Raw genomic sequence first — 25109 nt, 5'->3', positions numbered from 1 at the left:
GGCCACAACTCTAACGCTCTAGCTCTTGTCCAAGTACTCGAAGTCTTCCGGAATGAAATCCGCGGTGGCGGCGCGGGCGAACTCGAGGTTGTCTGCCACCAGGCGGGCGGCGTCGTCGTAGGCGCGGCGCACCAGCTCGAAGTCCTCCACCAGGTTCAGCAGCTTCAGCGTGCGGTGCATGCCGGACTGCTGGGTGCCCAGCACGTCGCCCTCGCGGCGGTTGAGCAGGTCCAACTCCGCCAGCGCGAAGCCGTCCGTGGTGGACGCGACCTGGCTCACGCGCTCAAACGACGGGGTGCCCTCCTTCGCCAGCGTGTGGAACAGGCACAGCGACTGGTTGCCGCCACGGCCCACGCGGCCGCGCAGCTGGTGCAGCTGGGAGACGCCGAAGTGCTCGGATTCGCGCACCATCATCACCGTCGCATTGGGCACGTCCACGCCGACCTCGATCACCGTGGTTGCCACCAGCACATCTACCCCGCCGGCGGCGAAGTCCGCCATCACGGTGTCTTTCTCATCGCCCTTCATCCGGCCGTGCAGAAACGCCACGTTGAGCCCTTCGAACTCCGTGGACGCGAGCTCGGCGAAGACCTCGAGCACGCCGCCCTCGCCGTCGATGCGCGGGCACACCACGTACGCCTGGTGCCCGGCGGCGACTTCCTCGCGGATCTTCTCCCAGGCGCGCGCCACCCAGCGCGACTTGAACTGCGGCACCACCGCGGACTGGATGGGTTTTCGCCCGCCGGGCAGCTCGCGCAGCGTCGACACGGTCAGATCGCCGAAGACGGTCATGGCGATGGTGCGCGGGATCGGCGTCGCCGTCATCACCAAAAGGTGCGGGGTTACCTCCCCCGCCTTGGCGCGCAGCGCGTCTCGCTGCTCCACGCCGAAGCGGTGCTGCTCGTCCACCACCACAAGCCCCAGGCGGAAAAACTCCACGCCGTCTTGGATCAGCGCGTGGGTCCCCACCACGATGTCGGCCTCGCCGGTGACGATCTTCAGCAGCGCGTCCTGTTTTTGCGCCGCCGTCATGGACCCGGTCAACGCCACCACGCGGGTGGGCAGGCCCGCGTTCATCAGCACCTTCGTCATGGAGCGGGCGTGCTGCAACACCAGCACTTCGGTGGGCGCGAGAAAGGCGCACTGCGCGCCGTTGTCCACGGCCTGGAGCATGGCAATCAACGCCACGATGGTCTTGCCGGAGCCGACCTCGCCCTGCAGCAGCCGGCTCATGGGCACGGTGCGCGCCATGTCGCGGGTGATCTCCGCGACCACCTCGTTCTGCCCAGAGGTCAGTGGAAACGGCAAGCGTTGCACCAGCAGGTCCTGGTCGCGGTCTTTCACGCGCGGCAGCGCCTCGGCGCTGCGCGCCTCCGCGTCCGCGCGACGCACGCCCATCGCCAACGCCACGGACAGCGCCTCGTCGTACTTCAGCCGCTCCAGCGCACGGGCGGGCCCCGGCGGGCCCGGCTCGTGGATCTGGTGGACCGCCGAGTTCAGGGGCAAAAATCCTATTGGGGTGAAGCCGAGAGGCTCGTCGATAGGCGGAAGCTCTTTGAGCACCGCATGCACCGCCCCCATGATGGTCCAGGTACTGACGTTTTTCACCGCCGGGTAGATGGGCAGCCACTCGCGCCCGCTCATGATCTGCTCGATGTCGCCGAAGTGGCCGAGCTGCCGCAGCGCGCCGGTGGCCTGCGTGGGCCCGTCCAGGAGCACAAAGTCCGGGTGGGAGAGCTGCGGTTGGTTGCGGAACACGTCGTATTTGCCGGTGAGCATCACCCGCCGGCCCTCTTTGAGCACGCGCTGGGCGTAATGGGAGCCGAAGAAAGCGGCCAAAAACACCTGGCGGCCGTCGTCCACGTGCACCTTGTAAATGGGCCGCTTCGGCTGCTTCTTGGAGGTGAACTGCTCGGTGCCCACGACCGTGCCGATGACGTTGAGCGTGTCGCCCGGTTTCACCCCGGCCAAATCGGCGCCGGTGCCGTAGTGCAGGTAGCGCCGCGGGTAGTAGCGCAGTAGCTCGCCGCAGGTGTGGATGTCGAGGTGCTTGCCTATCGCCTTGGCCTGCTTCAGCGGAATGACCAGGTTAAGCGGGCGCGTGTCCTCGAAACCCAGCATCTACTCCACCCCAATCTCCGCGCAGGCTTGCAGTCCGTCCGCAGGATAGACCATCACGTCGACACCGAGTTTGCCCGCGAGCTCCTCCAGCGCGTCGGCGCGCAGCTCGTTCGGGTCGAACAGGATGCTCACCTGTTCCCCGCCGTGCTCGAGCAGGCGGCGGCAGGCGCGCTCGACAGCGTCCATAGGCTCGTCTGCGATCAGGAGATGCTCGCCGCGTGAGGTAACCACCACGTCGCCCTTCGCCACGGCACCGCCCAAGGTCAGTGCGCCCTTCTCGGCGCGGAACGCCAGCGCGGTGCGCATCTCGCCGGCGGCCTCGGACATGGTAAAGGCCGCGGTGGCCAGCGGCTGCGCCGAGTCGTGCACGGACAGCGCCGCGATGCCGGAGACCAGCCGCACCGTGGGCAGGATGGTGATGGACTGCTCCACCGCGCGCGCCGCGTTCTCTACCGCCGCGAGCTCGCTGTTGCTCAACTGTCCGTTCGGCAGCACGATCACTTCGTTGCTGCCGGAGCGCGTGATCGCGTCCAACATGTCCGCCGCCACGTTCGGCCCCGGCACCACCGTCACCGCGCCGGACGCTGAGTATAAGCTGGTCACGGATCCGGGCGGGGTCACCGCGATGATCAGGCGCTCGGGCGTGCCGGCGGCCACGGCGCTCGCGAGCACCTCCAAGCGCAGATCTGCCACCTCACCTGCGGCGAAGGCGGTCTCGATGACCTTCCCGGCATCGCGGGAATGGATGTGCACCGTGGCCTCGCCGTCGTGCAAAGGCGCGACAATCAGGCTGCCGCCCAGCCCCGCAAGCTCGCCTCTCAGTGCGTCCAGGTCGCCGCGAAAGCTGAACATCACTTCCAGTTCGCCCTGGGTGCCATGGGTTTCAGGCACTTGCCTATCGACGTCTTCCGGTTCCCCCTCACCTTCCCCTTCAGTCGTCAGCGTGTTCAGCACCGCGACCAGGCCTGCCCCGCCAGCGTCGACCACGCCGGCTTCGCGCAGCTCCGGCAGCTGGGTCTGCGTCAGCCGCAGCGCATCTTGGGCGGCGGCGGTGGCGGCGGATGCGACGTCGACAAGCGGGAGGTGCGCGTTGGGGCGCGAGGCGTCGGCTGCAGCGCGCAACACCGTAATGATGGTGCCCTCAACCGGCTCCGCAATGGCGCGGTCCACGAACCCGACGGCGTTGGTGAGCGCGACGGCGAGCATCTCGCCCTCCGTCGCCCCGTAGCTGGCAGCCTGGGCGAAGCCGCGCAGAATCTGGGAGAGCACGACACCGGAGTTGCCGCGCGCGCCGCGCACTGCGCCGACAGCCAGCGCTTCGGCGACCTCAGTCAGGCCCGCGCCCTCCGGCAGCTCCGAGGCGGCCTCGACTGCCGCGGCCATCGTGTGCGCCATGTTGGAGCCGGTGTCCCCGTCAGGAACTGGGAAAACGTTGAGCTCGTTGATCTCCGCGCGTTTGCGCTCTAGCTCGCCTGAGGCGCGGCGGGCCCATGCGAGCAGGCGTGCGCCGTTAGAAAGCGGAGATGCAGACATGCTGAGAGAGTTTACAGGTTCTGCTTAAAGTGCCCAGTTGACCGGCTGGGCACCCATCGTTTCCAGCGCCTGATTCGCGCGCGAGAACGGGCGGGAGCCGAAGAACCCGCGGGAGGCTGACAGCGGCGATGGGTGCGGCGACTCGATACGCGGGGTGTCCCCCAGAAACTTCGCGGCCGTCTGCGCGTCTCTGCCCCACAGGATGGCCACCAGCGGGGTACCGCGGGACACCAGGGCCTCAATCGCAGCCTGGGTTATGGCCTCCCAGCCCTTGCCGCGGTGCGACGCCGGCGCGCCTGGGCGCACGGTGAGCACCCTGTTCAGCAGCAGAATCCCCTGCTGCGACCAGGAGCTCAAGTCACCGTCCTTGCGCGGCGGGATGCCCAAGTCATCCTGCAGCTCCTTGTAGATATTCACCAGTGAGCGGGGCGCGGCCACCCCGGGCTGGGTGGAAAACGCCAGGCCCATGGGATGCCCCGGGGTTGGGTACGGGTCCTGGCCAAGGATGAGCACGCGGACATCCTCGAACGGGTCCGCAAACGCCCGCAGGATGTCGTTGCCGCGCGGCAGGTATTCGCCCTCGGCGCGCAGGAAGTCGCCCATGGCGTGGATCTGGTCTTCCACAGGCGCCAGCGGCGCTTGCCACGATTCGTGCACGGGCAACATCAGAAGCTCTCCCATCCGGTGTCGGTGGCGGGCGCGGAGCCGTCGACACGCACGCCTTGCTTCTTGGTCACCGCACCGATGGAGCGGAAGCCCACCGGCGCAGACCCTTCGATGGTGCCGACGAGCGTGTGGTCCTCCCCGCCGCCGAGCACCCACTCCCACGGGTCCACACCGAGCAGCCTGCCCGCCTCCACGAGCAACCGGTCGGGGGCGATCGCGTTGGACGCCAGGTCGATACCCACGCCGGACGCCTCCGCAAGCTGAGTGATGTCCCGGATCAGCCCATCCGAGTTGTCCGTCATCGCACACGCGCCCGCCGCGCGCGCCACCACGCCGCGGCCCGGGGTCAGCTCCGGCACTTGGTGCGCGGCAACCAGCGGCTCGAGCTGCGCCGGGATGTCCATGCCCGACTGCAGCAACGCCAGACCAGCCGCGGAATAACCGATGCGCCCGTGGGCGATCATGCGGTGCCCCGGGCGCGCACCGTCCAGCGTGAGCGGCGGGCGGTTGCCGCCGAGCGCACCAATCGCGGTGACGGACACCACCAGGTAGTCGCCGCCCGTGACATCGCCGCCGACCAGCTCACAGGCGTAATCAGATGCCATATCGCCCACGCCGCGCGCGAGTTCCTCCAGCACCTTCGCCGGGGTGTCCGGGTGCGCGGACACCGCCATCAGCGCCGCGATCGGGCGCGCGCCCATCGCCTCGATGTCCGCGAAGTTCTGCAGCGCCGCCTTGCGCCCCAGCAGGTAGGGCGTGGTGGTTTTCGCAGTGAAATGCCGCCCCCGCACGAGCATGTCCGTGCTGGCCACCACCCGTGAGTTCGGGGCTGCCGGGGCGAGCACCGCGGCGTCGTCGCCGTTGAGCGCGGACGGCGCCTGGGCGCGGATCAGCGCGATGACTTCGCGCTCGCCGAGCTCGCCCAGCGTCGGCCCGCCGGTGGGAAAGCCTGTCTCGATCACGTCTGCGCACACCCTTTCACTAGACTCAGCCGCCATGGGTTCCACGGCGCATAATGCTCAATTTAACCGCACCACCATCTACGTCAGTCTTGGGCTGGCGGTGGCGCTGGTGCTCGGCGTGCTCGTCGGCGCGCGCGTGTTCTTCGACCGGGTTGCGCTGCAGCCGGTGGCGATGACGCAGCTCCCCGCGCCCGAGGCGTCGTCAGCCGAGTGCACATCGCTTATCGACGGCCTCCCGTCCACCCTGGCCGACCTCAAACGCGCCGAACTGGCCGAGCCCGCCCCCGAAGGCGCCGCCGCGTGGCAGGCCTCCTCCACCGAGCGCATCACCCTGCGCTGCGGCGTGGACGCGCCCGCGCAGTACACCCCGTACGCGCACACCGAGGACATCGACGGCACGCGCTGGCTGCGCGTCAACGACGCCACCCCGGGCTCCACTTTGGCCACCTGGTTCACCGTGGACCGCTCCCCCGTCCTCGCCGTCACCGCTGACACGCAGCAGCTTCGCGACGGCGCCGCCCCCGTCGCAGGCATCGACACCGCCGCGCTGACCGGCCCGGCCCCCGAGCAACACCCCGCCCCGCTCGCAGACCTCGTCGCCACTGACGACGAAGCGAAGTGCGACAGCCTGCTCGCCGCAGCTCCCGACTCCATCGCCGACGGCTACACCCGCGTCGACGCCGTGAGCGAGCAGACTGTGGCCTGGTCCGCCGAAGGTCAGGACGCGATCGTGCTGCGCTGCGGAGTCGCCGCTCCAGAAAACTACGGCCCGGGCGCGCGCTTAGATCAGATCAACGGCGTGCCGTGGTTCGAAGACGTGAAGCTAGCCAACGGCACCACCGCCTCCACCTGGTACGCGATGGGCCGCGACGTGCAGGTGGCGGCGTCGCTGCCACAGGCGGAGAGCAACGAGGCGATCACGAACCTGACCAACCTCATCGCCGAGCACACCGGGCAGGCGTAGCTCCGCGCCGCCCATCGCGCGGATCCAGCTACTAGGACCCAGCTATTCGGCTCTGAGAAGCCAATAGCCGGATCTTTGTAGCTGGATTTGGTGAGATGAGGCGCCGCTAGGCGCACCTACCGCAGCGCGGTGCGGATCAGCGTGCCCAGCAGCTCCGGGTAGTCCACGCCGGTGGCGGCCCACACCTGCGGGTACATGGAGATGGCGGTGAATCCGGGCATGGTGTTGACCTCATTGAGCACCGGCCCGTTGTCGGTAACAAAGAAGTCCACGCGCGCCAGCGACTTGCAGTCCAGCGCGTGGAAGCACGTCACTGCCATGTCCTGCAGCTGAGCGATCAACTCGTCCTGGTACGGTGCCGGGATCGTGGCGGTGACGCCTTCTTCCAGGTATTTCGTTTCAAAGCCGTAGAAGCCCTCGGCGGAGTCCTCGGTGCCGTTGAGCTTGGCGGGCACGGATGCGGCGATGGTGCCGTCGGGGCGCTCGAGCACTCCGACTTCCACCTCGTCGCCGACCAGCTCGGCCTCGACGATGACTTTGCCGTCGGACTCGAGCGCCAGCTCCACCGCCGCCGGCAGCGTTTCCCAGCTGGTCACCTTGGACACGCCGATGGAGGATCCGCCGTTCGCGGGCTTCACAAACACCGGAAGCCCCAAATGAGAGCGCTCTGCCTCGGTGAGCTCGCGCACGCCGTCTAGGATCACCTCGCGCGTGACCGGAATCCCGGCCGCCGCCACCAGCTTCTTCGTGTACTCCTTGTCCATTCCGCACGCGGACGCCAGCACACCCGGGCCGACGTACGGCACCCCGGCCAGCTCGAGCAGGCCTTGAACTGTGCCGTCCTCGCCGTATTTGCCGTGCAGCACCGGGAAGACGGCGTCGATGGTGGTGATGGGCTCGCCGGAGGTGACGTCGTAAAGCAATCCCTTGCGCTGCGGATTCAACGAGAGCGCTACTTCACGCCCAGGCTTGACGACGGGAAGCTCCGCCCCTTTAGCCGGATTCGTCACACCCTCAACCCAGACACCTTCCTGCGTGATGCCGATGGGAAACACCTCGTATTCGGCGGGCATGTGGGACATGACTGAATCGGCGGAGATGCAGGAAATCGAGTGCTCGGTGGACATGCCACCGTACAAAACAGCTATGCGGATCACGGGGAGCTAGCCTACCGGGCGCTACTCCGCTTTCTTGCTGCGGCCCATGAGCGCGGCGATGACGTCGGCGACCTTCATGCCTTCGTGGCACACCGAGTACACGCCCTGGGTGATTGGCATCTCCACGGAGTGCTCCTCCGCGAGCTGGAAGATGCTGCGTGAGGACACCACGCCCTCCGCGACCTGGCCCTTGGTGGCGGCGCGGGCCTCGTCCATGGTCGCGCCTTCGCCGAGCGCGGCACCAAAGGTGCGGTTGCGCGAGAGCGGGGAGGCGCAGGTGGCCACCAGGTCGCCCATGCCGGCGAGGCCGGCGAAGGTGCGCGCGTCCGCCCCGAGGGCCGCGCCAAGTCGGGTGATTTCCGCCAGGCCGCGGGTGATCAGGGTGGCCTGGGTGTTGTCGCCCAAGCCTTGGCCGGCCGCCATGCCGCAGGCGAGCGCGATGACGTTCTTGGTGGCGCCGCCGATTTCGCAGCCCACCACGTCGGTGTTGGTGTACGGGCGCAGGTAGTTGGTGGCGCACGCGGCCTGGACCAGCTTGGCGCGGTTTTCGTCGGCGCAGGCGATCACGGTCGCGGCCGGCTGTTCCTCGGCGACCTCGCGCGAGAGGTTCGGCCCGGACAGCACCGCGATGCGCTCGCTTTCTACCCCGGTGACTTCCGCGATGATTTCGCTCATGCGCATGTGCGTGCCGGATTCGACGCCTTTGGAGATGGAGACCAGTGTGGCGTCGCCAGGCAAGTGCGGCGCCCAGCGGGTGAGGTTGTCGCGCATGGTCTGGCTGGGCACGCCGAAGACCGCAATTGCGGCGTTCTCCAGCGCCTCTGCGGCGTGGGATGTGGTTTGGATGGCCTCGGGCAGTGTGATACCCGGCAGGTATTCGGGGTTTTCCCGGGTGTCTTGGATTGTGCGGGCAAGCTCCTCGCGTCGCGCCCACAGGTTCACGGGGTTGCCCGCGTCCGCGAACACTTTGGCAAGGGTGGTCCCCCAGGAACCCGCGCCCAGTACTGCCACGTTGACCATCAGTGCGTCCTCCCAGCGTTTTTCAACCGCTACAACGTACCACCCTGCCCGGACCCTGCCCGGACCTAGCGCGCCCGCCGAGTCTGCGTCACAATGGAACCTATGCCAAATGATGACCGCCAACTGCACGAGCAGGACAAGGACACGCGCGGTGAGATGTTCCTCACCGGACGCTTGCAGCAAATCCCCAACCACCCGCAAAGCGAGTTCAAGCGCACGACGCTTGCCGCAGGCGCGGTGCTGTGGCGCGGCGACCTGAAAAACCCTGACTCGCTGGAGGTGGCGTGCATCCACCGCCCGCATTACGACGACTGGTCTTTGGCCAAAGGCAAGCTGGATCCGGACGAATCCCTAGTGCAGACCGCGGTGCGCGAGATTAAGGAAGAAACCGGTTTCGACGTGCGCCTAGGCAAGCTTCTGGGCAAGACGGTCTACCCGGTGAAGAAGACCACGAAGGTGGTCTACTACTGGACGGGCGAGGTCACCGGCGGCGAGTTCGAGCCCAACGACGAGGTGGACGAGATCCGCTGGCTGCCTATTGACGACGCCTGCGAGCTGATGACCTACGACTTAGACCGCCAGGTTCTGCGCAAGGCTCAGAAGCGCTTCGGCACCCCGGCCAACGCGCGCGTTTTGTACGTGCGCCACGCCCGCGCGCACGAGCGCGAGAAGTGGTCAGGCGACGACAACTTCCGCCCGCTGGACAAGAAGGGCCGCCGCCAGTCCGAGATGCTGGTCCCGCTGCTCAGCGCGTTTACACCTGAGAGGATCTACTCCGCCGAGCCGGAACGTTGCCAAACCACCGTCGCGCCGCTTGCGGACGAGCTGGGCATCGACGTGGCCGTCGACGCCCGCTTCGGCGACGAGGCGTGGCTGTCCGACATGGTCGGCGCGCAGCGCGCGTTCACCGAGGTGATCGAGCAGGGCGGCACCTCCGTGGTCTGCGCCCAAGGCGATGTGATCCCCGGCATGATCGCCTGGCTGTCTGCGCAGGGCACCCTGCCCATCGACACCGACATCCACGCAAAGAAGGGCTCCGTGTGGGTGTTGAGTTTCCACGGCGGCCAGCTCACCGGGGCCGACTACGTCCCGTCCGCACTGCCGGTGCTGTAGCTACAAAGAAAGGAACGGATTTTTCTTATGACTTCCCCCACCCCCACCGCGTTCCCACCCGTGACGCAGGAACGCATCGCTTCCACCCTGGAAGGAATGGACCTGAAGTACTTCCGCGAAGACGGCGGCGAGGTCCGCACCGCCTTTCCGGGCCTGGTGGTCTTCTTCGAGGTCGAACGCGAGGGCTTTAAAGCCACGTCCAGGTGGATGGCGGTTGTGGATCAACCGGAGGACGTCGAGAAGCTTCGCGAGTTCGCGAACGTGATGAACCGCACCCTGCCGCTGGTGCGCGTGCACCCGGTGCAGCGCCAGGACGGCACGGCAATCGCGATCATGGAGGCGCCATTCTTCTCCGGCGACGGCTTCGCGGACACCCAGCTGCGCGAGATGTGCGAGTACTTCTTCTCTGCAATCCACCACGTGGCCGGCCAGCTGCGCGAGACCTTCCCGGGCCTCGAAGAATCCTTCACCGACGGCGCTAAGGAGGCGTAACACCCATGAGCAATGACACCCTGAAGCCCCTGTCCATCCAGCGCGTCAAGAACGTTTTTGCCAAGCAGGGCTGGCAGTTTGATGAGGCAAGCGAGTTTGCCATCCGCACCGGCTTTGCCCGCATCGGCCTGGAAATCGCGCACATCGCCCCGAACATCAACGTGATTTCCTCGGTCGCGGTGGACTCCATCGGCGCGGACCGCTACGAGGACATCCGCAGCTGGGCCGAGCAGTACAACTACACCAAGGCCTACCCCACCGTCACTGCCCTGAAGGACGAGGAGCGTGGCATCACCGCTCTGGGCGTGGCGTACAGCCTGCCCGGCCACTGGGAGTACACGGACAACCAGTTCGAGTCCCACATCCTCACCGGCATCCAGGGCGTGGTGGCCGCCTCGCGCGACTTCCTCACCGAGTTTGCGCCGGAGGTCACCCAGCGCCTCGATGAGGAAGCGGCGCAGGACTAGCGCTTACCGCACGGCCGGCTTGAACGCCGGCCGTTTCGCTTCGAAGGCCTCGATGGCGTCTTCGTCGCGAAGCGTCAGCCCGATGTCGTCGAGGCCCTCCACCAGGCGCCACCGGGTGTAGTCGTCCACCTCGAAGACGAACGTGTTATCGCCGACGGTGACCGTGCGGTCTTCCAGCGACACGGTGGCGGTCTCGCCCGGGTGCTGCTCTAAGTGCTTCCAGATCAGCTCGATGTCACTTTCCGGCAGGTTCGCTGCCAGCAGTCCGGCCTTGCCGGAGTTGCCGCGGAAAATGTCGGCGAAGCGGGGGCTGAACACGGCGCGGAAACCGTAATCCATCAGCGCCCACACGGCGTGCTCGCGCGAGGAGCCGGTGCCGAAGTCGGGCCCTGCAAACAGCACGGAGCCGGACTTGTAGGCGTCCTGGTTGAGCACGAATCCGGGTTCGCTTTCGCGCCAGTTGGAAAACAGGCCGTCCTCGAAGCCGGTGCGGGAGACGCGCTTGAGGTAGCGCGCCGGAATGATCTGGTCGGTGTCCACGTTCGAGCGCGTCAGCGGCACGGCGACACCGGTGTGGGTGGTGAATTTCTCCATCTGAGTGCTCCTTTACAGGTCTGCGGGGCTAGCAAGGTGGCCGGTGACGGCGGTCGCCGCGGCGACCAGCGGGGAGACAAGGTGGGTGCGCCCGCCGGGTCCCTGCCGTCCCTCGAAGTTGCGGTTGCTTGTCGACGCACTCCGCTCCCCCGGTTTCAGCTGATCCGGGTTCATGCCCAGGCACATCGAGCACCCGGCAGTGCGCCACTCGGCGCCGAAGTCCGTGAAGATTTGGTCCAGGCCTTCCTCCTCCGCCTGCTGCTTGACCAGCGTGGAGCTGGGCACCACCAGCATGCGGGTGTCCTCCGCGATGGTGCGGCCCTTGACCACCTCGGCGGCGGCGCGCAGGTCCTCGATGCGGGCGTTGGTGCACGAGCCTAAGAACACTGTGTCGATGGCGATGTCTCGCAGCGGCGTGCCCGGGGTCAGGTCCATGTAGTCCAGGGCCTTGGCGGCGGCCTGCTTAGAGGTCTCGTCGGTGAAGTCCTCCGGGTCCGGCACGTTTTCGCCCAACGGCAGGCCCTGGCCGGGGTTGGTGCCCCAGGTGACAAACGGGGTAAGCGACGCGCCGTCGATCTCCACCACGGTGTCGAACTTTGCGCCCTCGTCGGTGGGCAGCGTCTTCCAGTACTCCACCGCAGCATCCCAGTCCGCGCCGGTTGGGGCGTACTCGCGGCCTTCGACGTAATCGAAGGTCTTCTGGTCGGGCGCGACCATGCCGGCTCGCGCACCTGCCTCAATGGACATGTTGCAGATGGTCATGCGCGCTTCCATGGACATCTTCTCGATGGCCTCGCCGCGGTACTCGATGATGTGGCCCTGGCCGCCGCCGGTGCCGATCTTGGCGATGATCGCCAGGATCAGATCCTTCGCGGTGACACCTTCCTGCAGCTCGCCGGTGACCTCGACGGCCATGGTCTTAAACGGCTTCAGCGGCAGGGTTTGGGTGGCCATGACGTGCTCCACCTCGGAGGTGCCGATGCCCATGGCGATCGAGCCGAACGCGCCGTGGGTGGAGGTGTGCGAGTCGCCGCACACGATGGTCATGCCCGGCTGGGTGATACCCAGCTGTGGGCCGACGGTGTGCACAATGCCTTGCTTGACGTCGCCCATCGGGTGCAGGGTTACGCCGAACTCCTCGCAGTTCTTGCGCAGCGTGGCCACCTGGGTGCGAGAGGTCGGCTCCGCGATCTCGAGGAGCTGGCCGGAGACAATCCCTTCGGTGGGCACGTTGTGGTCCTCGGTGGCTAGGTGCAGCTCCGGGTGGCGCATTGAGCGCCCGGCCATGCGCAGCCCCTCGAACGCCTGCGGCGAGGTGACCTCGTGCAGGAGTTGAAAATCGATGAAGATGAGGTCGGGCTCGCCGTTCTCGCCCTGCTTGACCACATGGTCGCGCCACACCTTCTCCGCCAACGTCAACGGTGTATCCGCCATAGCAAACTCCTTCGCGTTTCCTCCCCACCTTCTCACATAATGAGATGATAGGCTTCGAACTGTGAGACAGTATAACGAAGGATCCGGCATTAAAGTGCTCGACCGCGCAGTGGCAATCGTGGCCGCGGTAGCCAGCGGCGACAAATCGCTCGCAGAGCTCAGCGACGCCACCGAACTACCCCGGGCCACCGCACACCGCATCGCCACGGCACTCGAGGTGCACCATGTGCTCGCCCGCAACGAACGCGGCGAATGGTCGCTCGGCCCCGCGCTGCCCAGCTACACCGGCGGGCCGTCGCCGAGACTGCTCGCGGCCGCTGCCCCGGTGCTTCGCCGCCTCGTGGAGATCACCGGCGAGTCCGCCCAGCTCTACCAGCTCACCGGCACCACGCGCACCTGCATCGCCGCTCAGGAACCCGAAAGCGGACTGCACAACGTGGTCCCGGTCGGCTCCCACCTGACACTCACCGCAGGCTCCGCCGCCCGCGTGTTCGCCGCCTACGCCCCCGTCGACGCGCCCTTCAAGGACGCGGAACTCAAGCAGGTGCGTGACGACGGCTTCGCTGAATCCGTCGCAGAGCGCGAAGTCGGGCTCGCATCGGTGTCCACGCCGGTGTTCCAACCGGACGGTGCGCTGGTGGCCGTGCTGTCTATCTCTGGCCCGGCCGAGCGGCTCGGACCGAGCCCCGCAGCCAAGTGGGGCGCCGCGCTCAAGGACGCCACCGCTCGGCTGAGCGCCGAGCTCTAGCCGAGCTCCGGCCTGGCACTGGGAGCGCCGCCGGGGTTGAAGGACTCGAGTTTGGCCCAGACCCGGGCGTTTCCCTAACGCTCCATTCGAGGGTACGCTCGCCACGTGAGAAAAAGCGGGCAGATTCTTGGACGGGACATTCGTCGCCTGCTGCGCGTTCCCCGGGCCTTCATCATCATCGTCGGCGTGCTCATCACCCCCGCGCTCTACGCGTGGTTCAATATCAACGCCTTCTGGGACCCCTACGCCCACACCCAGAACATCCGCATCGCGGTGGTCAACAACGACCGCGGCGCCTCCGCCGAGCGCGTCGGCGAGGTCGACGTCGGCGAGCAGATCACCGAGCAGCTTAAGGACAACGACAAGATCGGGTGGGTGTTCCTCCCCGAGGACGAGGCCCGCGACGGGCTCATGCGCGGCGACTACTACGCCATGTTCCTCATCCCGCCCGAGTTCAGCGAGGACCTGCTGAGCCTGGTCAGCGGCACCTACACGCAGCCGGTGCTGGAGTATTACGTCAACGAGAAGAGCAACGGCGTCACCCCCACGATCACCGACACCGGCGCCTCCGCCGTCGACACGGCCGTGTCCGAGGCCTTCAAGAAGAAGGTCGGCGAAGCCGCGGCGACCGAGCTGCGCAACACGGGGCTCGCGTCGCGCGATGACGCCGAGGAGGTCCGAGGCAAGGCCTCCGGGAGCTTCGGCCAGATCGCCGCCGACCTCGACGCCTCCCAGGGGCGGGTGGCCACGATGAAGCAGAGCATCAGCGGGGTGCGCCCGGTCGTCGCCGAGCTGAACACCCTCGTCGGCTCCGTCGACGACACCCTCAGGTCCGTGGACTCCTCCCTCGGCGAGGCCGAGGGGATCATCGCCGAGCTGCAGAAGTCCTCCGCCGGTTTCAGCGCCGACACGTCGACCGCGCTCGTCGAGTCCACCAACGCGCTCAGCCTCGGCGCTGCCTCCGCCAACGCCTCCATCGCGGAGGCGACGGGCCAGCTCGGCACCGCCCAGGGGCGGGTGCGCTCCGCCGTCGGCGAGGTCGACGGCGTGGTCAAGCAGGGCGAATCCGCCGCCGCGCAGCTGCGCGCCATGTCGGCCGGGGCAGCCCTATCGCCTGAGGTCCGCGCTCAGCTCGACGCCGCGGCCAGCGCGCTGGAGGAGCGTACCGCCGCCTCCCGCGCCGTCCTCGACGGCCTGAACAACGTGGACCGCAGCGTGGGCGCCGCGCTGGCGTCGATAGGCGAGCTCGGTGACTCCCTCGGGGCCGCGACCGCCGACTCCAACGCCGCAGCGCGCGACGCGAGCAAGCAGCTCGGCGAGTCCGTGCCCGCGATCAACGCCTCGCTCGCGCAGGCCTCCGGCAGCGTCGCCTCCGTGCGCGGCGCGCTGAGCAGCCAGCGTGCCCTGCGCGAGGAAACGACCTCCCTGCTCGCCGGGGTGGACAACCAGCTCGCGGCCAGCCTCGGCATCCTCGACCAGGTCTCGGGCAACCTCGGCACGCTTGCCGACGGCGCCCGCTCCGCTCAGTCCGACATCAACGCCCTCCTGGCCACCTCCGACTCGGAGGCCCTCAACACAGTCACGAACCTCAACTCCGCGAAGATCGGCGAGTACATCTCCTCGCCCGTCACCGTCGAGCAGCATGCCGTCTTCCCCATGGAGAACTACGGCAGCTCCATGGCCTCCTTCTTCACCAACCTGGCCCTGTGGATCGGCGCGTTCGTGCTGACGATCATCTTCCGCGTCGAGGTCGACACCGAGGGCTTCCGCCGCCTCACCGTCGGCCAGGCCTACCTCGGCCGCTTCCTCCTCTTCGCCACGCTCTCGGTGCTCCAAGCCGTCGTGGTGACGCTCGGCAACGTGGCCTATGGGGTGCAGATGCAGTCCGTCACGGCCTTTCTCGCCACCGCAATCGCCATCGGGGTCGCCTACACGGGGATCATCTACTCCATCGTCTCCGCGCTCGGCCACATTGGGCGCGGCATCGCCGTCTTCCTCGTCGTCATCCAGATCCCGGGCGCGTCGGGCCTCTACCCCATCGAGCTCATGCCCGACTTCTTCCGCCGCATCTACCCCTTCCTCCCCTTCCGCTACGGCATCGACGCGATGCGCGAGACCATCGCCGGGTTCTACGGCCATCACTACCTCCGCTTTTTGGCGACGCTTCTCGCCATGTCCGCCGCGGCCTTCGCCCTGGGGTGGCTGTTCCGACTCACCTCCTCGCACGCCAACCTCCTGTTCAACCGCCAGCTCGAGCGCACGAACCTGATCACGAACGAGAAGGTGGAGGTCATGGGCTCGCCCTACCGCGCGTCCGACATCATGGCCGCCCTGTCGGACCGGGATGAGTTCCGCGGGGGCGTCGAGAAGCGGGCGCGGATGCTGCGGGAGAACTACCGCACCCTCATCTTCGGCGGCATCGTCGTGGGCGTTGTCGGCATCGCCATCATCACCCTGCTCACCATGCTCCTGCCCACCGACAAGACGATCATGCTGGGCATCGTCGTCGCCTGGTCGCTGCTGGTCGTCCTCTACCTCGGCGCGGTGGAGTACTTCACGCAGAGCCTCGTCGACGCCGAACAGGTCTCGCGCCTCGGCGAGGCCGAGCTGCGCGACGCCGTGATCCACCGCCACGACTCCGCCGGCACCAGCGTCATCATCGGGCCCGCGGATGCCGAAAGCGAGGACACTAAATGAGAACCGTCTTCTCCATCGCCTACAACGACCTGCGCCGGCTCTACACCAACGTCATGGCAGGCATCGTCATGGTCGGCCTGATCGCCATCCCCTGCCTCTTCGCCTGGTTCAATGTGCTGGCCACGTGGGACCCATTCGGCAACACCGAACGCCTCGAGGTGGCGGTGGCCAACACCGACCGCGGCCACACGAGCGATCTCACCCCGCTGGCCGTCAACGTCGGCGACATGGTCCTCTCCCAGCTCTACCGCGACGACTCTATGGACTGGGTCATCACCAATGCCGACGATGCCATCGAGGGCGCGAAATCCGGTGAGTACTACGCCGCCATCGTCTTGCCGCCCACGCTGAGCGACGACATGTTCACCTTCTACGCCGGCGACGCCGAACCCAGCCAGATCGACCTTTACGTCAACGAGAAGAAGAACCCCATCTCCCCGCTGCTCATCTCCAACGGCACGCAGGGCGTCAGCGCCCAGATCAGCGCGTCGTTCACCAGGGCCCTCTCCGAGGTGTCATTCGGGCTGATCGAGACGGCCTCGGACTACTTCAACGAGGCGAAGACCAAGCAGGCGCTCGACTCCATCGAGACGCGCACCGCCAGCGCCCGCGACCAGCTGCTCTCCAGCGCCAGCACCGTCGACGCGCTTGCCTCGCTCACAGAGTCGAGCGTGCCGCTCGTCGACAGCGCCGAGCGGATCTCCGGGGCGCTGGGCGACTCTCTCGGGCAGGTCCACCCCGTCGACCTCGGGGTCACCGGGGCGAGCCTCGGCGGAAACGGCGCGGCGCTTGCGGTGGCGCTGGGGGCGACGTCGGAAAGCTTCGCCGCCGTGAGCGAACGTGTCGACCAGCTGCTGGCGAACTCCTCCGCCACTTCCCAGGCCACCGCCGCGAACCTGACGGAGATCGCCGCGCGCGTCGATGTCCAGGTGAAGCAGTACACGGCCCTGCGCGACACCATCAACGGGCATGTCGCCCCGGCGCTTCCCCCCGACGCCCAGCCGGGGGTGCGCGCGGTGGTCGGCGACCTCAACGACGCCATCGCCCGCCAGACGGCCGTGCGCGACCGACTCAACGACGCCGCCGCGCACCTCGCCGCCGGGCAGGGCGGCCGGGACGGGAAGAACGCGGACCGGCAGGAGATCAAGGACTCGATCGCCCGGGCCCGCGAGGCGATGGACTCGGCCAAGAATTCCTACGACACCGGGATCCGCCCGCGCCTCGAGGCGCTGTCGGGCTCGCTGGACAACGTCCGGGCGAACGCCGACAAGGCCCGCTCGGACATGGACGGCGTCTCATCTGCCCTGGCCAACCGGCCCGGCTCGCTGCGCGACACCCTCGCAGCCTCCGGTTCGGACCTGCGCGACACGGCGGAATCCCTGCGCGCCAACGCGGCGAGGATGCAGGAGGCGCAGCGGTCGATCGCGCAGGCGCGCTCGAGCGGGGACCTGACGAAGCTGGCCGACCTCGTCTCCAGCCAGCCGGAAGTGCTCGCCGACGCCCTCGTCGACCCAGTCAAGGTGGAGCGCAAGGAGGTCTTCCCCCGCGTCAGCTTCGGCGCCGGCATGGCCCCGCTCTACACGGTGCTCGCCCTGTGGGTGGGCGCCCTGTTGACGTCGGTGGCCGTGCGCACGGACGACCGCTCCATCGAACAGAACGTGGTCGATCCCGACCACCTCACCGCGGGCCAGAAGTACTTCGGCCGCTACCTGACGTTCGTGACCACCGGCCTGGCCCAATCCACGCTCCTCATGGCGGGGCTCATCGTCTACGTGGGCATCGAGCCCGCGCACCCCTTCCTCCTCTTCATGGCGGGGTGGGTCTCGAGCCTGGTCTTCCACCTGATCTGCTACACGCTAGTGCTCTCCCTGAGCAACGCCGGCAAGGCCGTGGGCGTGCTCATCCTGGTGCTCCAGGTCTCGGCGGCGGGCGGCGCCTACCCGCTGCAGCTGCTGCCGGGCTGGGCGCAGGCGATCAGCCCCTGGCTGCCCGCGACCTACTCGATCCGCGCTATGCGCGCCGCGGTCTTCGGCACCTACGGCTGGGACTTCTGGCGAGCCCTCGGCAGCCTCGTCCTCTTCGTGCTGCCTTTCCTCTTCCTCGGACTCTGGCTGCGCCACCGGCTGCACCACGCGATCAGCCGCATGGACGAGGCGGTCGCCCAGACCAAGGTGATGATGACGTAGGCCGCCCGCCTACAGCTCGATGGTGCCGCGCACGCGCGCGGTGACCAGCCCGCCCACCCAGATGTCGCGGCCGTCGTCGATAAGCAGATTATGCTTCGACGAACCCCTCGCCGATGCGCCACTGGCGCTTCTCGCCCAAGCTGACGGAAGCGTCCGGGTCCTCCACGTCCGAGACGCGGTAGTAGAGCATGTCGACGTAATCGCGGTGGATGCTGGCCACGCCGTAGCCGTGCGCGTCGAAATCGATGTGGCTGACCCACGGGTTAGCATCCCGAATTGTCTGCTCCACCAGCAACGACGTGGAGTTGTCCTCCTTGTGGTACGTGCCGAACGCGGTGGTCAGGATCTCGTCCACGTTGGGCGCGGAGATTGAGGTGGTGACCATCTCGCAGCCGATCTCGCCGAAGCCGGACGGCGAGGCGATCGAGTTCGCCCACTCCGAGTGGATGTCGCCGGTGAGGAACAGCGCGTTCGACTCCTGCTCATCCAACATGGTGAGCAGGCGGTCGCGCTCCGCGGCGTAGCCGTCCCACTGATCCGAGTTCACCGCGATGCCCGTCGCGCGCTCCTTCATGTAACCGGCAGCGATGTTGGCCTTCTCATTGTCCGGGATGGTGGCAAATCGCATCGGCGAGACCATCACCGAGTTGCCCAACACATCCCACCGGGCCGTGGACTCCTGCAGCTGCTGCGCCACCCAATCGAACTGTGTATTCCCCAGCATCGTGCGGTCATCGTTGGCGAAGTTCGCACCGGTGGTCTCCGCATCGCGGTAGGTGCGCAGGTCCATCATGGTCAGCTGCGCCAAGTCGCCGAACGTGAAGCTGCGGTACAGCAGCTGCTCCTCGCCCTCGAACCGCGCGCGCACCGGCAGCCACTCAAAGTAGGCCTGCTTCGCGGCACTCAAGCGTTCCGGCCACTCGCCCTCCACACGGCCGTCCGTGTGGTTCTCCGCGCCTTCGAGCCAGCTGTTGTTCGCCGTTTCGTGGTCGTCCCAGATGACAATCCACGGGCACGCCGCGTGCGCGGCCTGCAGGTTGAAGTCCGTGCGGTAGCGGCCGTGGCGCTGACGGTAGTCCTCCAGCGTCGTGATCTCCCACTCCGGATGGTGCATGCGCGCGACACCGCTCTTACCTGCGTACTCGCCGGTCGGGTACTCGTAGATGTAGTCGCCGAGGAAGACCACGTGGTCGATCTCGCCGGCGCGGGCGCGCTGCGCCATGTCGCCGTACGCCGCGAAGAAGCCGGACTCCCAGTTCGCACACGAGGCGATGGCCAGGTTGAGGTTGTCCACGCTTGCGTCAGCCTCCGGCGCCGTGAGCGTGCGGCCGACTGGGGAGGTCGCGCCCTCGAACTCGCCGCTTGTGACGACGAAGCGGTAGAAGTACTCTGTCGCCGGCTCCAGTCCGTCCGGGTCGACGTGGACGGTATGGTCCGAATCCGCCGAGGTGGTCACGGTGCCCGTCTGCGGGTTTGCAAAATCCTCCGCAGTGTCGATCTGCCACTCCACCTCCACGGCCTCTCCCAAGCCGGAACCCGGCAGCGCCTCGCGCGACGGGGTCACGCGGGTCCACAGGACCACGCGGTCCGGCAGCGGATCGCCGGAAGCGACGCCATGCAGAAAAGGCAGGTCCCACTCGCTTGCCGGGGTCGGCACTTCCGGGGTGGCCACTGTGCCGCGCCGTGCGGCGTAAGCGCCACCGGTACCGATGACGGTTACGGCGGCTGCCGCTGCGACAGTTTGCAGGAAAACACGACGATTGACACGGAACTTTGAGCTCATGCAGCTTACTTTCAACCAGCCCTAAGCACTGCGCAAGGACAGCAGCTCGATGTCACCCGATATTCACCCTCAATTCACCAAGGTGTCTAATCACTTGTAACCGCCTGTTAAAAGCGGGTGATTTAAGTGGGCAAGCATGACTCTCCTGCGTTCCCAGCCCCACCGTTCCCACCGCCGCAACGCTGTCGCCGCCGCCGTCGTTGTCTCACTGTTTGCACCGATTACCGTTGCCGTTGACGCCACCGCCCAGGACGAAGCGGTCAACACCAAGATCAGCCGCATTGTGCTCGGCATCGGTTCCGACGCCACCGAGGCAAACTTGGCCTGGCAATCCAAGACCAACGAGCTGCAGTATCTGGAGTACTGGCCAGCAGACAACCCGAGTGACGTCACCAGCGTCGAATCCCCGCGTGGACCCTACAACGCCGCCGTGTTTTACCCGCACGAGGCCACTATGACGGACCTGGAGCCGGACACCGATTACGTCTACCGCGTAGGCAGCGAGCGCCGCGGTTGGAGCGAGCAGCGCACCTTCACCACCGGTGCCGATTCCGACACCTGGAACTTCCTCGCCATGGCGGATGCTCAGATTGGCGTAGGCGCCAAGATTGCCGAACAGTCCGCCGCCTGGAACAAGGCCGTCAACGTCGCCACCGGCGAGCACCCGGATTCCGCATTCCTCATGCACCTGGGCGACCAGGCCGAGGGCTGGGGCGCACCGGTGAAGCAACTCGAGGAGTTCACCGCTCCGGAGGCCCTGCAGAAGTACCGCTTGGCGGTGCTGAAGGGCAACCACGAAACCTACGCCCCGGACCGCCACTTCCAGGACACTTATTTCCTTCCCAACGAGGTCGGCGAAACCGCCAACTACTTCTTTAACTACAACAACGTGCTATTCATCGGCCTCGACGGCAACCGCTCGGATGCCGCCGACATTGATGCGCACGCGCAGTTCGTCAACGACACCATCGCCTCCAACGGCGCCGACGCGGACTGGGTGATCGTTGGCATCCACCAGGCACCGTTCTCCCAAGGCACCCACTACACCGACTCCGACGTGGTGCGTCTGCGCGAGCAGCTCACGCCGAAGCTGTCCGAGGCCGGCGTGGACCTGGTATTGAGCGGCCACGACCACATCTACACCCGCACCCACCTGATGAACGGCTTCGACCCGGTGATCCCCGAGGGCGCCGCCAAATCCGGAGACGTGCTGATCCCGGAGGACGGCGAGGTGCTCTACCTCACCTCCACCACCGCCACCGGCGGCAAGTACTACGACTTCCAGGACAAATTCGGAGAGACCCACCCGCACGTGCGCGAGGAACGTGCCCGCGACCTGGCACACAACACCACCGCGCGTTGGCGCCAGGATTACAACCCGGACTACACCAACATCAACGTCTCCCCGACCGAGCTGAAGCTGACCACCTACAACATCAACACCCCGTACGTGGTGGACCAGGTCACGCTGCAGAAGAAGGACGCACAGAGGCCGGTGGAAAACCCGGAAGAGACCACCAAGCCGACCACCGAGCAGAAACCGACCACCGAGCAGAAGCCGGCAACGGAGGTCGTGACCACGACGCAGACCTCGGAGAAGCTGGTCACCACCACCAAGACTTCTGTCGGTACGGCAACGGTGACTGAGACGTCCGTGGAGACTACGCCTGCCACCAAGACGGTAGAGAAGACCAAGACTGTGCCGACGACGGTGAAGGAAACCGTCACCGAGACCTCCACGGTTGAGGTGCCGACCACCATCACGAAGAACGCTGAGCCGGAGGTCACCACCGTCACCTCCGTCGGTACCGCCACGGTGACCGAGACGTCGACGCAGACCGCCCCGGAGACCAAGGTCGTGGAGAAGGTCAAGACGGTGCCCACCACGGTCACCAAGACCATCACCAAGAACGCTGAGCCGCAGGAGCCGGCTGAGGATTCGGACGTGGATAACACCGGCAAGGACGCTGCGGGCAGCGTGTCCGGTAGCAGCACCGGTGGCATCATCCTCACGGTCCTGGCGATCCTGATCGCCGTCCTGGGTGCGATCTTCGCGGCGCTGTCCTACGTCCACCCGCAGTGGATTCAGGACATCCGCAAGCAGTTCAACATCTAACGCACGATCAACGGCCCGCCAACGCGATCTGCTGGATCGCCGCGGCGGGTTCTGCGTTTTTCAGCAGCCGCTACTTGCGTTCCGCCGCAGCGGCGCTCACACGGTCTGCCCAGCGATCAATGCCGTGCTGCTTGGTGCGCTTCAGCGTGTCATGGCCGAGCACTAGTCCTTCGTTCATGCGGCCAGCGGCTGCGAGGTGAGCTTGCCCGACCAACGTAGCGTCCGGCTTCACGTGCAGCGCATTCGTGTCGGCGTAGCGCAGGCCAATTCCGGCCTCCACCAGGTTGCCCACCAGCGTGCCCTCGACAATCCCGGGCGGTGCCTGCACCGCGTCGATGACGACAGTCGCGCCAACCTCGTCGGCCAGGTCACGGAGATCCTCCTCGCCGCGGGCGATTAGCTCGGTGCGAATCCGGCCTTCGTCGAGAAGCTCGAGCATGATCTGCGCGGACTCCACCGGTGGGCCGAAGCCGACGCGCTCCAGGGTGGAAACGAACGCGTCGAAGTCCTTCCCGCCCAGGGTGTGGCGCCCGCCGTAGGAGGCTCGGTCGATCACCGCGTCGTAGGTGTCGCGGAACGCAAGCGCCACTGCGAGCGCGGGTGTCCACGGGCGCTCCCCGCGCGCCGCCTCTACGGATGCGCGAAGCTCTGCCACCGGATCACCGGTGAAGTCCTCACCGCGCAACACCTTCCGGATCTCCTCTTCCCCGCCGTCACCGCCGGCGATACGGAGCAGCTCCGTGGCGCAGTCCGCGAGGATGTTCTCCAGCTCGTCGAGGCTTTCGCATTCGAGGATCTTCTGCGAGGCTGCCTCGATATACGGCTCAGCTTCTTTCTTCGCCTCGCCCTCGAGATACGCCTTGACCTCCATGAAGCGCCCCGACCGTGTCACCGGATAGAAGACTTTTGCGTCGGCGTACTTCACCACATCGATGAAGGTCAGCGCCGCGCCGCGGACCAACGCCACATCGTCCGGGCCCACCGTGTCCATGTTTGAAGCCGGGTATACAGGTGCCACTACCTGCAGCTCCCCGAGGTCCGCATGTGCAAGCGAACCGGGCCAGTCATGCGCATGCCCGGTCACCATGAGCACCTCGTCGAAGTGCTCGCCGAGCACCTCCACTCCGGCATCGGTGGGCTCGACCATCTCGATGTTTTCCACCCGGTGCGTGAGACTGCAGCGCTGCGGCAGATTCTTCTCGAGCGCGCGCCACGACTTATCAAGGTGCTCACCAACGTGCCACCGGCTGGGAAAGTCGCCGGGGAGCTCGTCATTCGGGTCGAGCGGCCCGAGCTTCGTCTCCACAATTGATTTCGGTGCGTTGAGGATGAATTCCTCCGGAACCGAATCGCGAAACGCTCCGGGCGCGGAGGATTCCTCCAGCGGCTTGGCGTCGAACACTGTCACGTCCATAGCCGCGTCTCGTTGCCGTGCCCGTTCCATGAGCTCTTCTGCCGCCCACAGGCCACGCGGGCCGGCGCCGATAATCGCTACCTTCATCACCGAATTTTCCATGCGCCCCAGCTTATGCTCCGCGGGCCTCCAGCCGCTCCACCTGACGCGCCAGTTCCTCGCCGAGCGGGTTGCCGGGCAGCCGTTCCTGCACCAAGTCCGCCACGGAGCGGTACCACCACAACTGACGCTCCTTGCCGGAGTTGAACCGGGCCCACAGTTCATCGCCCAGCTCATCCAGGTCCGCGTGGATGGACAGTAGGTTGTGCAGCTTGTCGGCGGCGGAGATGAGCACACTGCCGTCGTCCGCCTCACGTAGGTGCGCCAAGTACGCGTCCGAGCGGTCCTGCCAGCTGGAAAGCGAGCTGTCCTTGGTCACTCCGCGCACCAGCTCCACCACCCGGTCACCGAACTCCTCGCCCATGCGCTCGGCGCTGTATTCCTCGGGCACGTCCTCCAAAATGTCGTGGAACAGCGCCGCGATGAGCACATCCTCGTCATCGGTGACCTGGGAGACGAGGTGCATCACTCCATATACGTGGGAGACGTACGGTATGTCGGTGCCTTTGCGCACATGGTCGCGGTGCGCCCACGCTGCGGTGTTAATTGCTTTGATGAGTCGCGGGGACGCGACGGGAGCGTTGGTCATGCCAGACCCCTTTCTGTCGGGAACGCTTCACACGATACGAACGCCGCCGACATCGCCACCCCACCACTCGCACTCTTGTTCTAATCTAGCTCCATCGTCCCGCGCACCCTCACCCTTGCGCGACCACCGACCCAGATCTCCTCCCCGTCGTCGGCAATTTCCACCCGCCCGTCGCGCCCGAGCGCCGTGCCCTGCGAGACGGTGTACTCCGCCGGCACGTCTCCCCGCCCGCGTAGCCACTGCGCCATCGCGCCGTTAGCGCTGCCGGTCACGGGGTCTTCGAACGTCGGCGTGAACGCGCGCAGCTCATAGGCTGGATCCGTCCCACCCGTCAGCGCCGCAAACGCCACCTTCAGGTCGCTGTCCGCCGGCTTCTTAAGCGCCCTCAGCGCATCCAGTCCATCCAGCAGCGCCAGCTTCCAACCGGGGCCGTTGTCGCCGAAGGCGGCATCGACAAGCAATTGCTTCTCGACGCCAAAGGTGTCGCACACCTCGTCCTTTTCCTCATCCGAGAGCTGGTCGTCGCGCTTGAGCGGCGGGGTGGCGAACGCGAGGGAGTCGCCCTCGATGCGGACCTCGACGTTGCCCACGCCGCACTCCTGGATCACGCGGCCCTGGTTGCGTGGCGTGTTGCCGAGCTCCAGCCACGCACGCGCCGTGCCGAGGGTGGGGTGCCCGGCGAAGGCGTACTCCTCCACCGGTGTGAAGATGCGCACGCGGTAGTCCGCCTCGGGATTGGTGGGTTCGAGCAGGAACGTCGTCTCGGAGAAATTTGTCCACGACGCAATCTGCTGCATCTGCTCGCCGCTCAAACCGTCCGCGCCGCAAATCACGGCGAGCGGGTTGCCGGTGAACGCATCGGTGGCGAAGACATCGATTTCAAAGAATTCCAGGGAGGTCACGGGTTCAGGCTACCAATGCGAAAACCCCCGACCCGAAGTCCGGATCGGGGGC

General features: G+C 66.8%; 20 protein-coding genes. 8 read left to right on the top strand and 12 right to left on the bottom strand.

All coding sequences use genetic code 11. The features are described 5' to 3' along the window. Positions 1-18 precede the first annotated feature (18 nt). From QP996_RS06640 to QP996_RS06625, 4 genes are read right to left on the bottom strand one after another with little or no spacing between them, the layout of a single operon-like run. Positions 19-2121 (bottom strand): ATP-dependent DNA helicase RecG, encoded by a 2103-nt coding sequence (locus QP996_RS06640; RefSeq protein ID WP_284871831.1) that lies wholly within the window; start codon positions 2119-2121, stop codon positions 19-21. Continuing rightward, the gene (locus QP996_RS06635) at positions 2122-3654 is read right to left on the bottom strand and encodes a DAK2 domain-containing protein (protein ID WP_284871829.1); all 1533 of its coding nucleotides are present in this window, start codon (positions 3652-3654) and stop codon (positions 2122-2124) included. It lies immediately after the preceding gene. Positions 3655-3678: 24 nt separating this feature from the next. After that, the gene (locus QP996_RS06630; protein ID WP_284871828.1) at positions 3679-4320 is read right to left on the bottom strand and encodes a uracil-DNA glycosylase; all 642 of its coding nucleotides are present in this window, start codon (positions 4318-4320) and stop codon (positions 3679-3681) included. Beyond that, positions 4320-5282, bottom strand: coding sequence for a thiamine-phosphate kinase (locus tag QP996_RS06625; RefSeq protein ID WP_284871827.1), 963 nt, complete (start codon positions 5280-5282; stop codon positions 4320-4322). Before QP996_RS06625 ends, QP996_RS06630 begins: the two co-directional genes overlap by 1 nt. 34 nt (positions 5283-5316) lie before the next feature. Between QP996_RS06625 and QP996_RS06620 the strand changes: the two genes are divergently transcribed. Further along, a complete protein-coding gene (locus QP996_RS06620; protein ID WP_284871826.1) occupies positions 5317-6246 on the top strand; it encodes a DUF3515 domain-containing protein in 930 nt (309 codons plus the stop codon). Positions 6247-6362: 116 nt separating this feature from the next. Here QP996_RS06620 and QP996_RS06615 read toward each other — a convergent pair whose 3' ends face one another. Then, positions 6363-7403 carry a D-alanine--D-alanine ligase family protein gene (locus tag QP996_RS06615; RefSeq protein ID WP_284871825.1) on the bottom strand — a complete coding sequence of 347 codons (1041 nt, stop codon included), beginning with the start codon at positions 7401-7403 and terminating at the stop codon, positions 6363-6365. Between the two features lie 21 nt (positions 7404-7424). Beyond that, entirely contained in the window at positions 7425-8423 is a 999-nt protein-coding gene (locus QP996_RS06610; RefSeq protein ID WP_284871824.1) for an NAD(P)H-dependent glycerol-3-phosphate dehydrogenase, read from the bottom strand. 102 nt (positions 8424-8525) lie between these two features. On the opposite strand from QP996_RS06610, the gene QP996_RS06605 reads away from it, so the two are divergent. The 3 genes from QP996_RS06605 to QP996_RS06595 are packed head-to-tail and all read left to right on the top strand — an operon-like array spanning position 8526 to position 10495. After that, complete coding sequence (locus QP996_RS06605) at positions 8526-9536, top strand: NUDIX hydrolase (protein WP_284871823.1); 1011 nt, start codon at positions 8526-8528, stop codon at positions 9534-9536. A 27-nt stretch (positions 9537-9563) separates the two neighbouring features. After that, positions 9564-10028: a YbjN domain-containing protein gene (locus QP996_RS06600; protein WP_284871822.1), complete on the top strand. Its 465-nt coding sequence runs from the start codon at positions 9564-9566 to the stop codon at positions 10026-10028. Between the two features lie 5 nt (positions 10029-10033). Next, the gene (locus QP996_RS06595) at positions 10034-10495 is read left to right on the top strand and encodes a hypothetical protein (protein WP_284871821.1); all 462 of its coding nucleotides are present in this window, start codon (positions 10034-10036) and stop codon (positions 10493-10495) included. Positions 10496-10498: 3 nt separating this feature from the next. On the opposite strand, the gene leuD is transcribed toward QP996_RS06595, so the two are convergent. Further along, positions 10499-11089, bottom strand: coding sequence for a 3-isopropylmalate dehydratase small subunit (leuD, locus tag QP996_RS06590; protein ID WP_284871820.1), 591 nt, complete (start codon positions 11087-11089; stop codon positions 10499-10501). Between the two features lie 12 nt (positions 11090-11101). Continuing rightward, on the bottom strand, positions 11102-12523 hold the full coding sequence (gene leuC / locus QP996_RS06585; RefSeq protein WP_284871819.1) for a 3-isopropylmalate dehydratase large subunit: 1422 nt from the start codon (positions 12521-12523) through the stop codon (positions 11102-11104). A gap of 61 nt (positions 12524-12584) precedes the next feature. Between leuC and QP996_RS06580 the strand changes: the two genes are divergently transcribed. The 3 genes from QP996_RS06580 to QP996_RS06570 all read left to right on the top strand — a co-directional run bounded on the left by QP996_RS06580 (position 12585) and on the right by QP996_RS06570 (position 18154). Then, positions 12585-13271: an IclR family transcriptional regulator gene (locus QP996_RS06580; protein ID WP_284871818.1), complete on the top strand. Its 687-nt coding sequence runs from the start codon at positions 12585-12587 to the stop codon at positions 13269-13271. A 105-nt stretch (positions 13272-13376) separates the two neighbouring features. Continuing rightward, on the top strand, positions 13377-15968 hold the full coding sequence (locus QP996_RS06575) for a YhgE/Pip domain-containing protein (protein WP_284871816.1): 2592 nt from the start codon (positions 13377-13379) through the stop codon (positions 15966-15968). Continuing rightward, a complete protein-coding gene (locus QP996_RS06570) occupies positions 15965-18154 on the top strand; it encodes a YhgE/Pip domain-containing protein (RefSeq protein WP_284871815.1) in 2190 nt (729 codons plus the stop codon). The genes QP996_RS06575 and QP996_RS06570 overlap by 4 nt, the downstream gene beginning before the upstream one ends. 88 nt (positions 18155-18242) lie before the next feature. On the opposite strand, the gene QP996_RS06565 is transcribed toward QP996_RS06570, so the two are convergent. Next, positions 18243-19937 (bottom strand): alkaline phosphatase D family protein, encoded by a 1695-nt coding sequence (locus QP996_RS06565; RefSeq protein WP_284871814.1) that lies wholly within the window; start codon positions 19935-19937, stop codon positions 18243-18245. 136 nt (positions 19938-20073) lie between these two features. Between QP996_RS06565 and QP996_RS06560 the strand changes: the two genes are divergently transcribed. Beyond that, positions 20074-22053: a fibronectin type III domain-containing protein gene (locus QP996_RS06560; RefSeq protein WP_284871813.1), complete on the top strand. Its 1980-nt coding sequence runs from the start codon at positions 20074-20076 to the stop codon at positions 22051-22053. Positions 22054-22123: 70 nt separating this feature from the next. On the opposite strand, the gene QP996_RS06555 is transcribed toward QP996_RS06560, so the two are convergent. The 3 genes from QP996_RS06555 to QP996_RS06545 form a co-directional block, all read right to left on the bottom strand. Continuing rightward, on the bottom strand, positions 22124-23569 hold the full coding sequence (locus QP996_RS06555) for an FAD/NAD(P)-binding protein (RefSeq protein ID WP_284871812.1): 1446 nt from the start codon (positions 23567-23569) through the stop codon (positions 22124-22126). 10 nt (positions 23570-23579) lie between these two features. After that, positions 23580-24155, bottom strand: coding sequence for an HD domain-containing protein (locus QP996_RS06550; RefSeq protein ID WP_284871811.1), 576 nt, complete (start codon positions 24153-24155; stop codon positions 23580-23582). An 80-nt stretch (positions 24156-24235) separates the two neighbouring features. Continuing rightward, entirely contained in the window at positions 24236-25057 is an 822-nt protein-coding gene (locus QP996_RS06545) for a PhzF family phenazine biosynthesis protein (protein ID WP_284871810.1), read from the bottom strand. Positions 25058-25109 lie beyond the last annotated feature (52 nt).

This window comes from Corynebacterium sp. MSK008 (genome assembly GCF_030232585.1).
GTDB lineage: Bacteria > Actinomycetota > Actinomycetes > Mycobacteriales > Mycobacteriaceae > Corynebacterium.
This window is presented reverse-complemented; position numbering and strand designations above follow the sequence as displayed.

Bases quoted from the DNA above. Each gene is read 5' to 3' on its own strand.
- QP996_RS06640 (WP_284871831.1), bottom strand. From the start codon at position 2,121: ATGCTGGGTTTCGAGGACACGCGCCCGCTTAACCTGGTCATTCCGCTG.
- QP996_RS06635 (WP_284871829.1), bottom strand. From the start codon at position 3,654: ATGTCTGCATCTCCGCTTTCTAACGGCGCACGCCTGCTCGCATGGGCC.
- QP996_RS06630 (WP_284871828.1), bottom strand. From the start codon at position 4,320: ATGTTGCCCGTGCACGAATCGTGGCAAGCGCCGCTGGCGCCTGTGGAA.
- QP996_RS06620 (WP_284871826.1), top strand. From the start codon at position 5,317: ATGGGTTCCACGGCGCATAATGCTCAATTTAACCGCACCACCATCTAC.
- QP996_RS06610 (WP_284871824.1), bottom strand. From the start codon at position 8,423: ATGGTCAACGTGGCAGTACTGGGCGCGGGTTCCTGGGGGACCACCCTT.
- QP996_RS06605 (WP_284871823.1), top strand. From the start codon at position 8,526: ATGCCAAATGATGACCGCCAACTGCACGAGCAGGACAAGGACACGCGC.
- QP996_RS06600 (WP_284871822.1), top strand. From the start codon at position 9,564: ATGACTTCCCCCACCCCCACCGCGTTCCCACCCGTGACGCAGGAACGC.
- QP996_RS06595 (WP_284871821.1), top strand. From the start codon at position 10,034: ATGAGCAATGACACCCTGAAGCCCCTGTCCATCCAGCGCGTCAAGAAC.
- leuD (WP_284871820.1), bottom strand. From the start codon at position 11,089: ATGGAGAAATTCACCACCCACACCGGTGTCGCCGTGCCGCTGACGCGC.
- leuC (WP_284871819.1), bottom strand. From the start codon at position 12,523: ATGGCGGATACACCGTTGACGTTGGCGGAGAAGGTGTGGCGCGACCAT.
- QP996_RS06570 (WP_284871815.1), top strand. From the start codon at position 15,965: ATGAGAACCGTCTTCTCCATCGCCTACAACGACCTGCGCCGGCTCTAC.
- QP996_RS06565 (WP_284871814.1), bottom strand. From the start codon at position 19,937: ATGAGCTCAAAGTTCCGTGTCAATCGTCGTGTTTTCCTGCAAACTGTC.
- QP996_RS06560 (WP_284871813.1), top strand. From the start codon at position 20,074: ATGACTCTCCTGCGTTCCCAGCCCCACCGTTCCCACCGCCGCAACGCT.
- QP996_RS06555 (WP_284871812.1), bottom strand. From the start codon at position 23,569: ATGGAAAATTCGGTGATGAAGGTAGCGATTATCGGCGCCGGCCCGCGT.
- QP996_RS06550 (WP_284871811.1), bottom strand. From the start codon at position 24,155: ATGACCAACGCTCCCGTCGCGTCCCCGCGACTCATCAAAGCAATTAAC.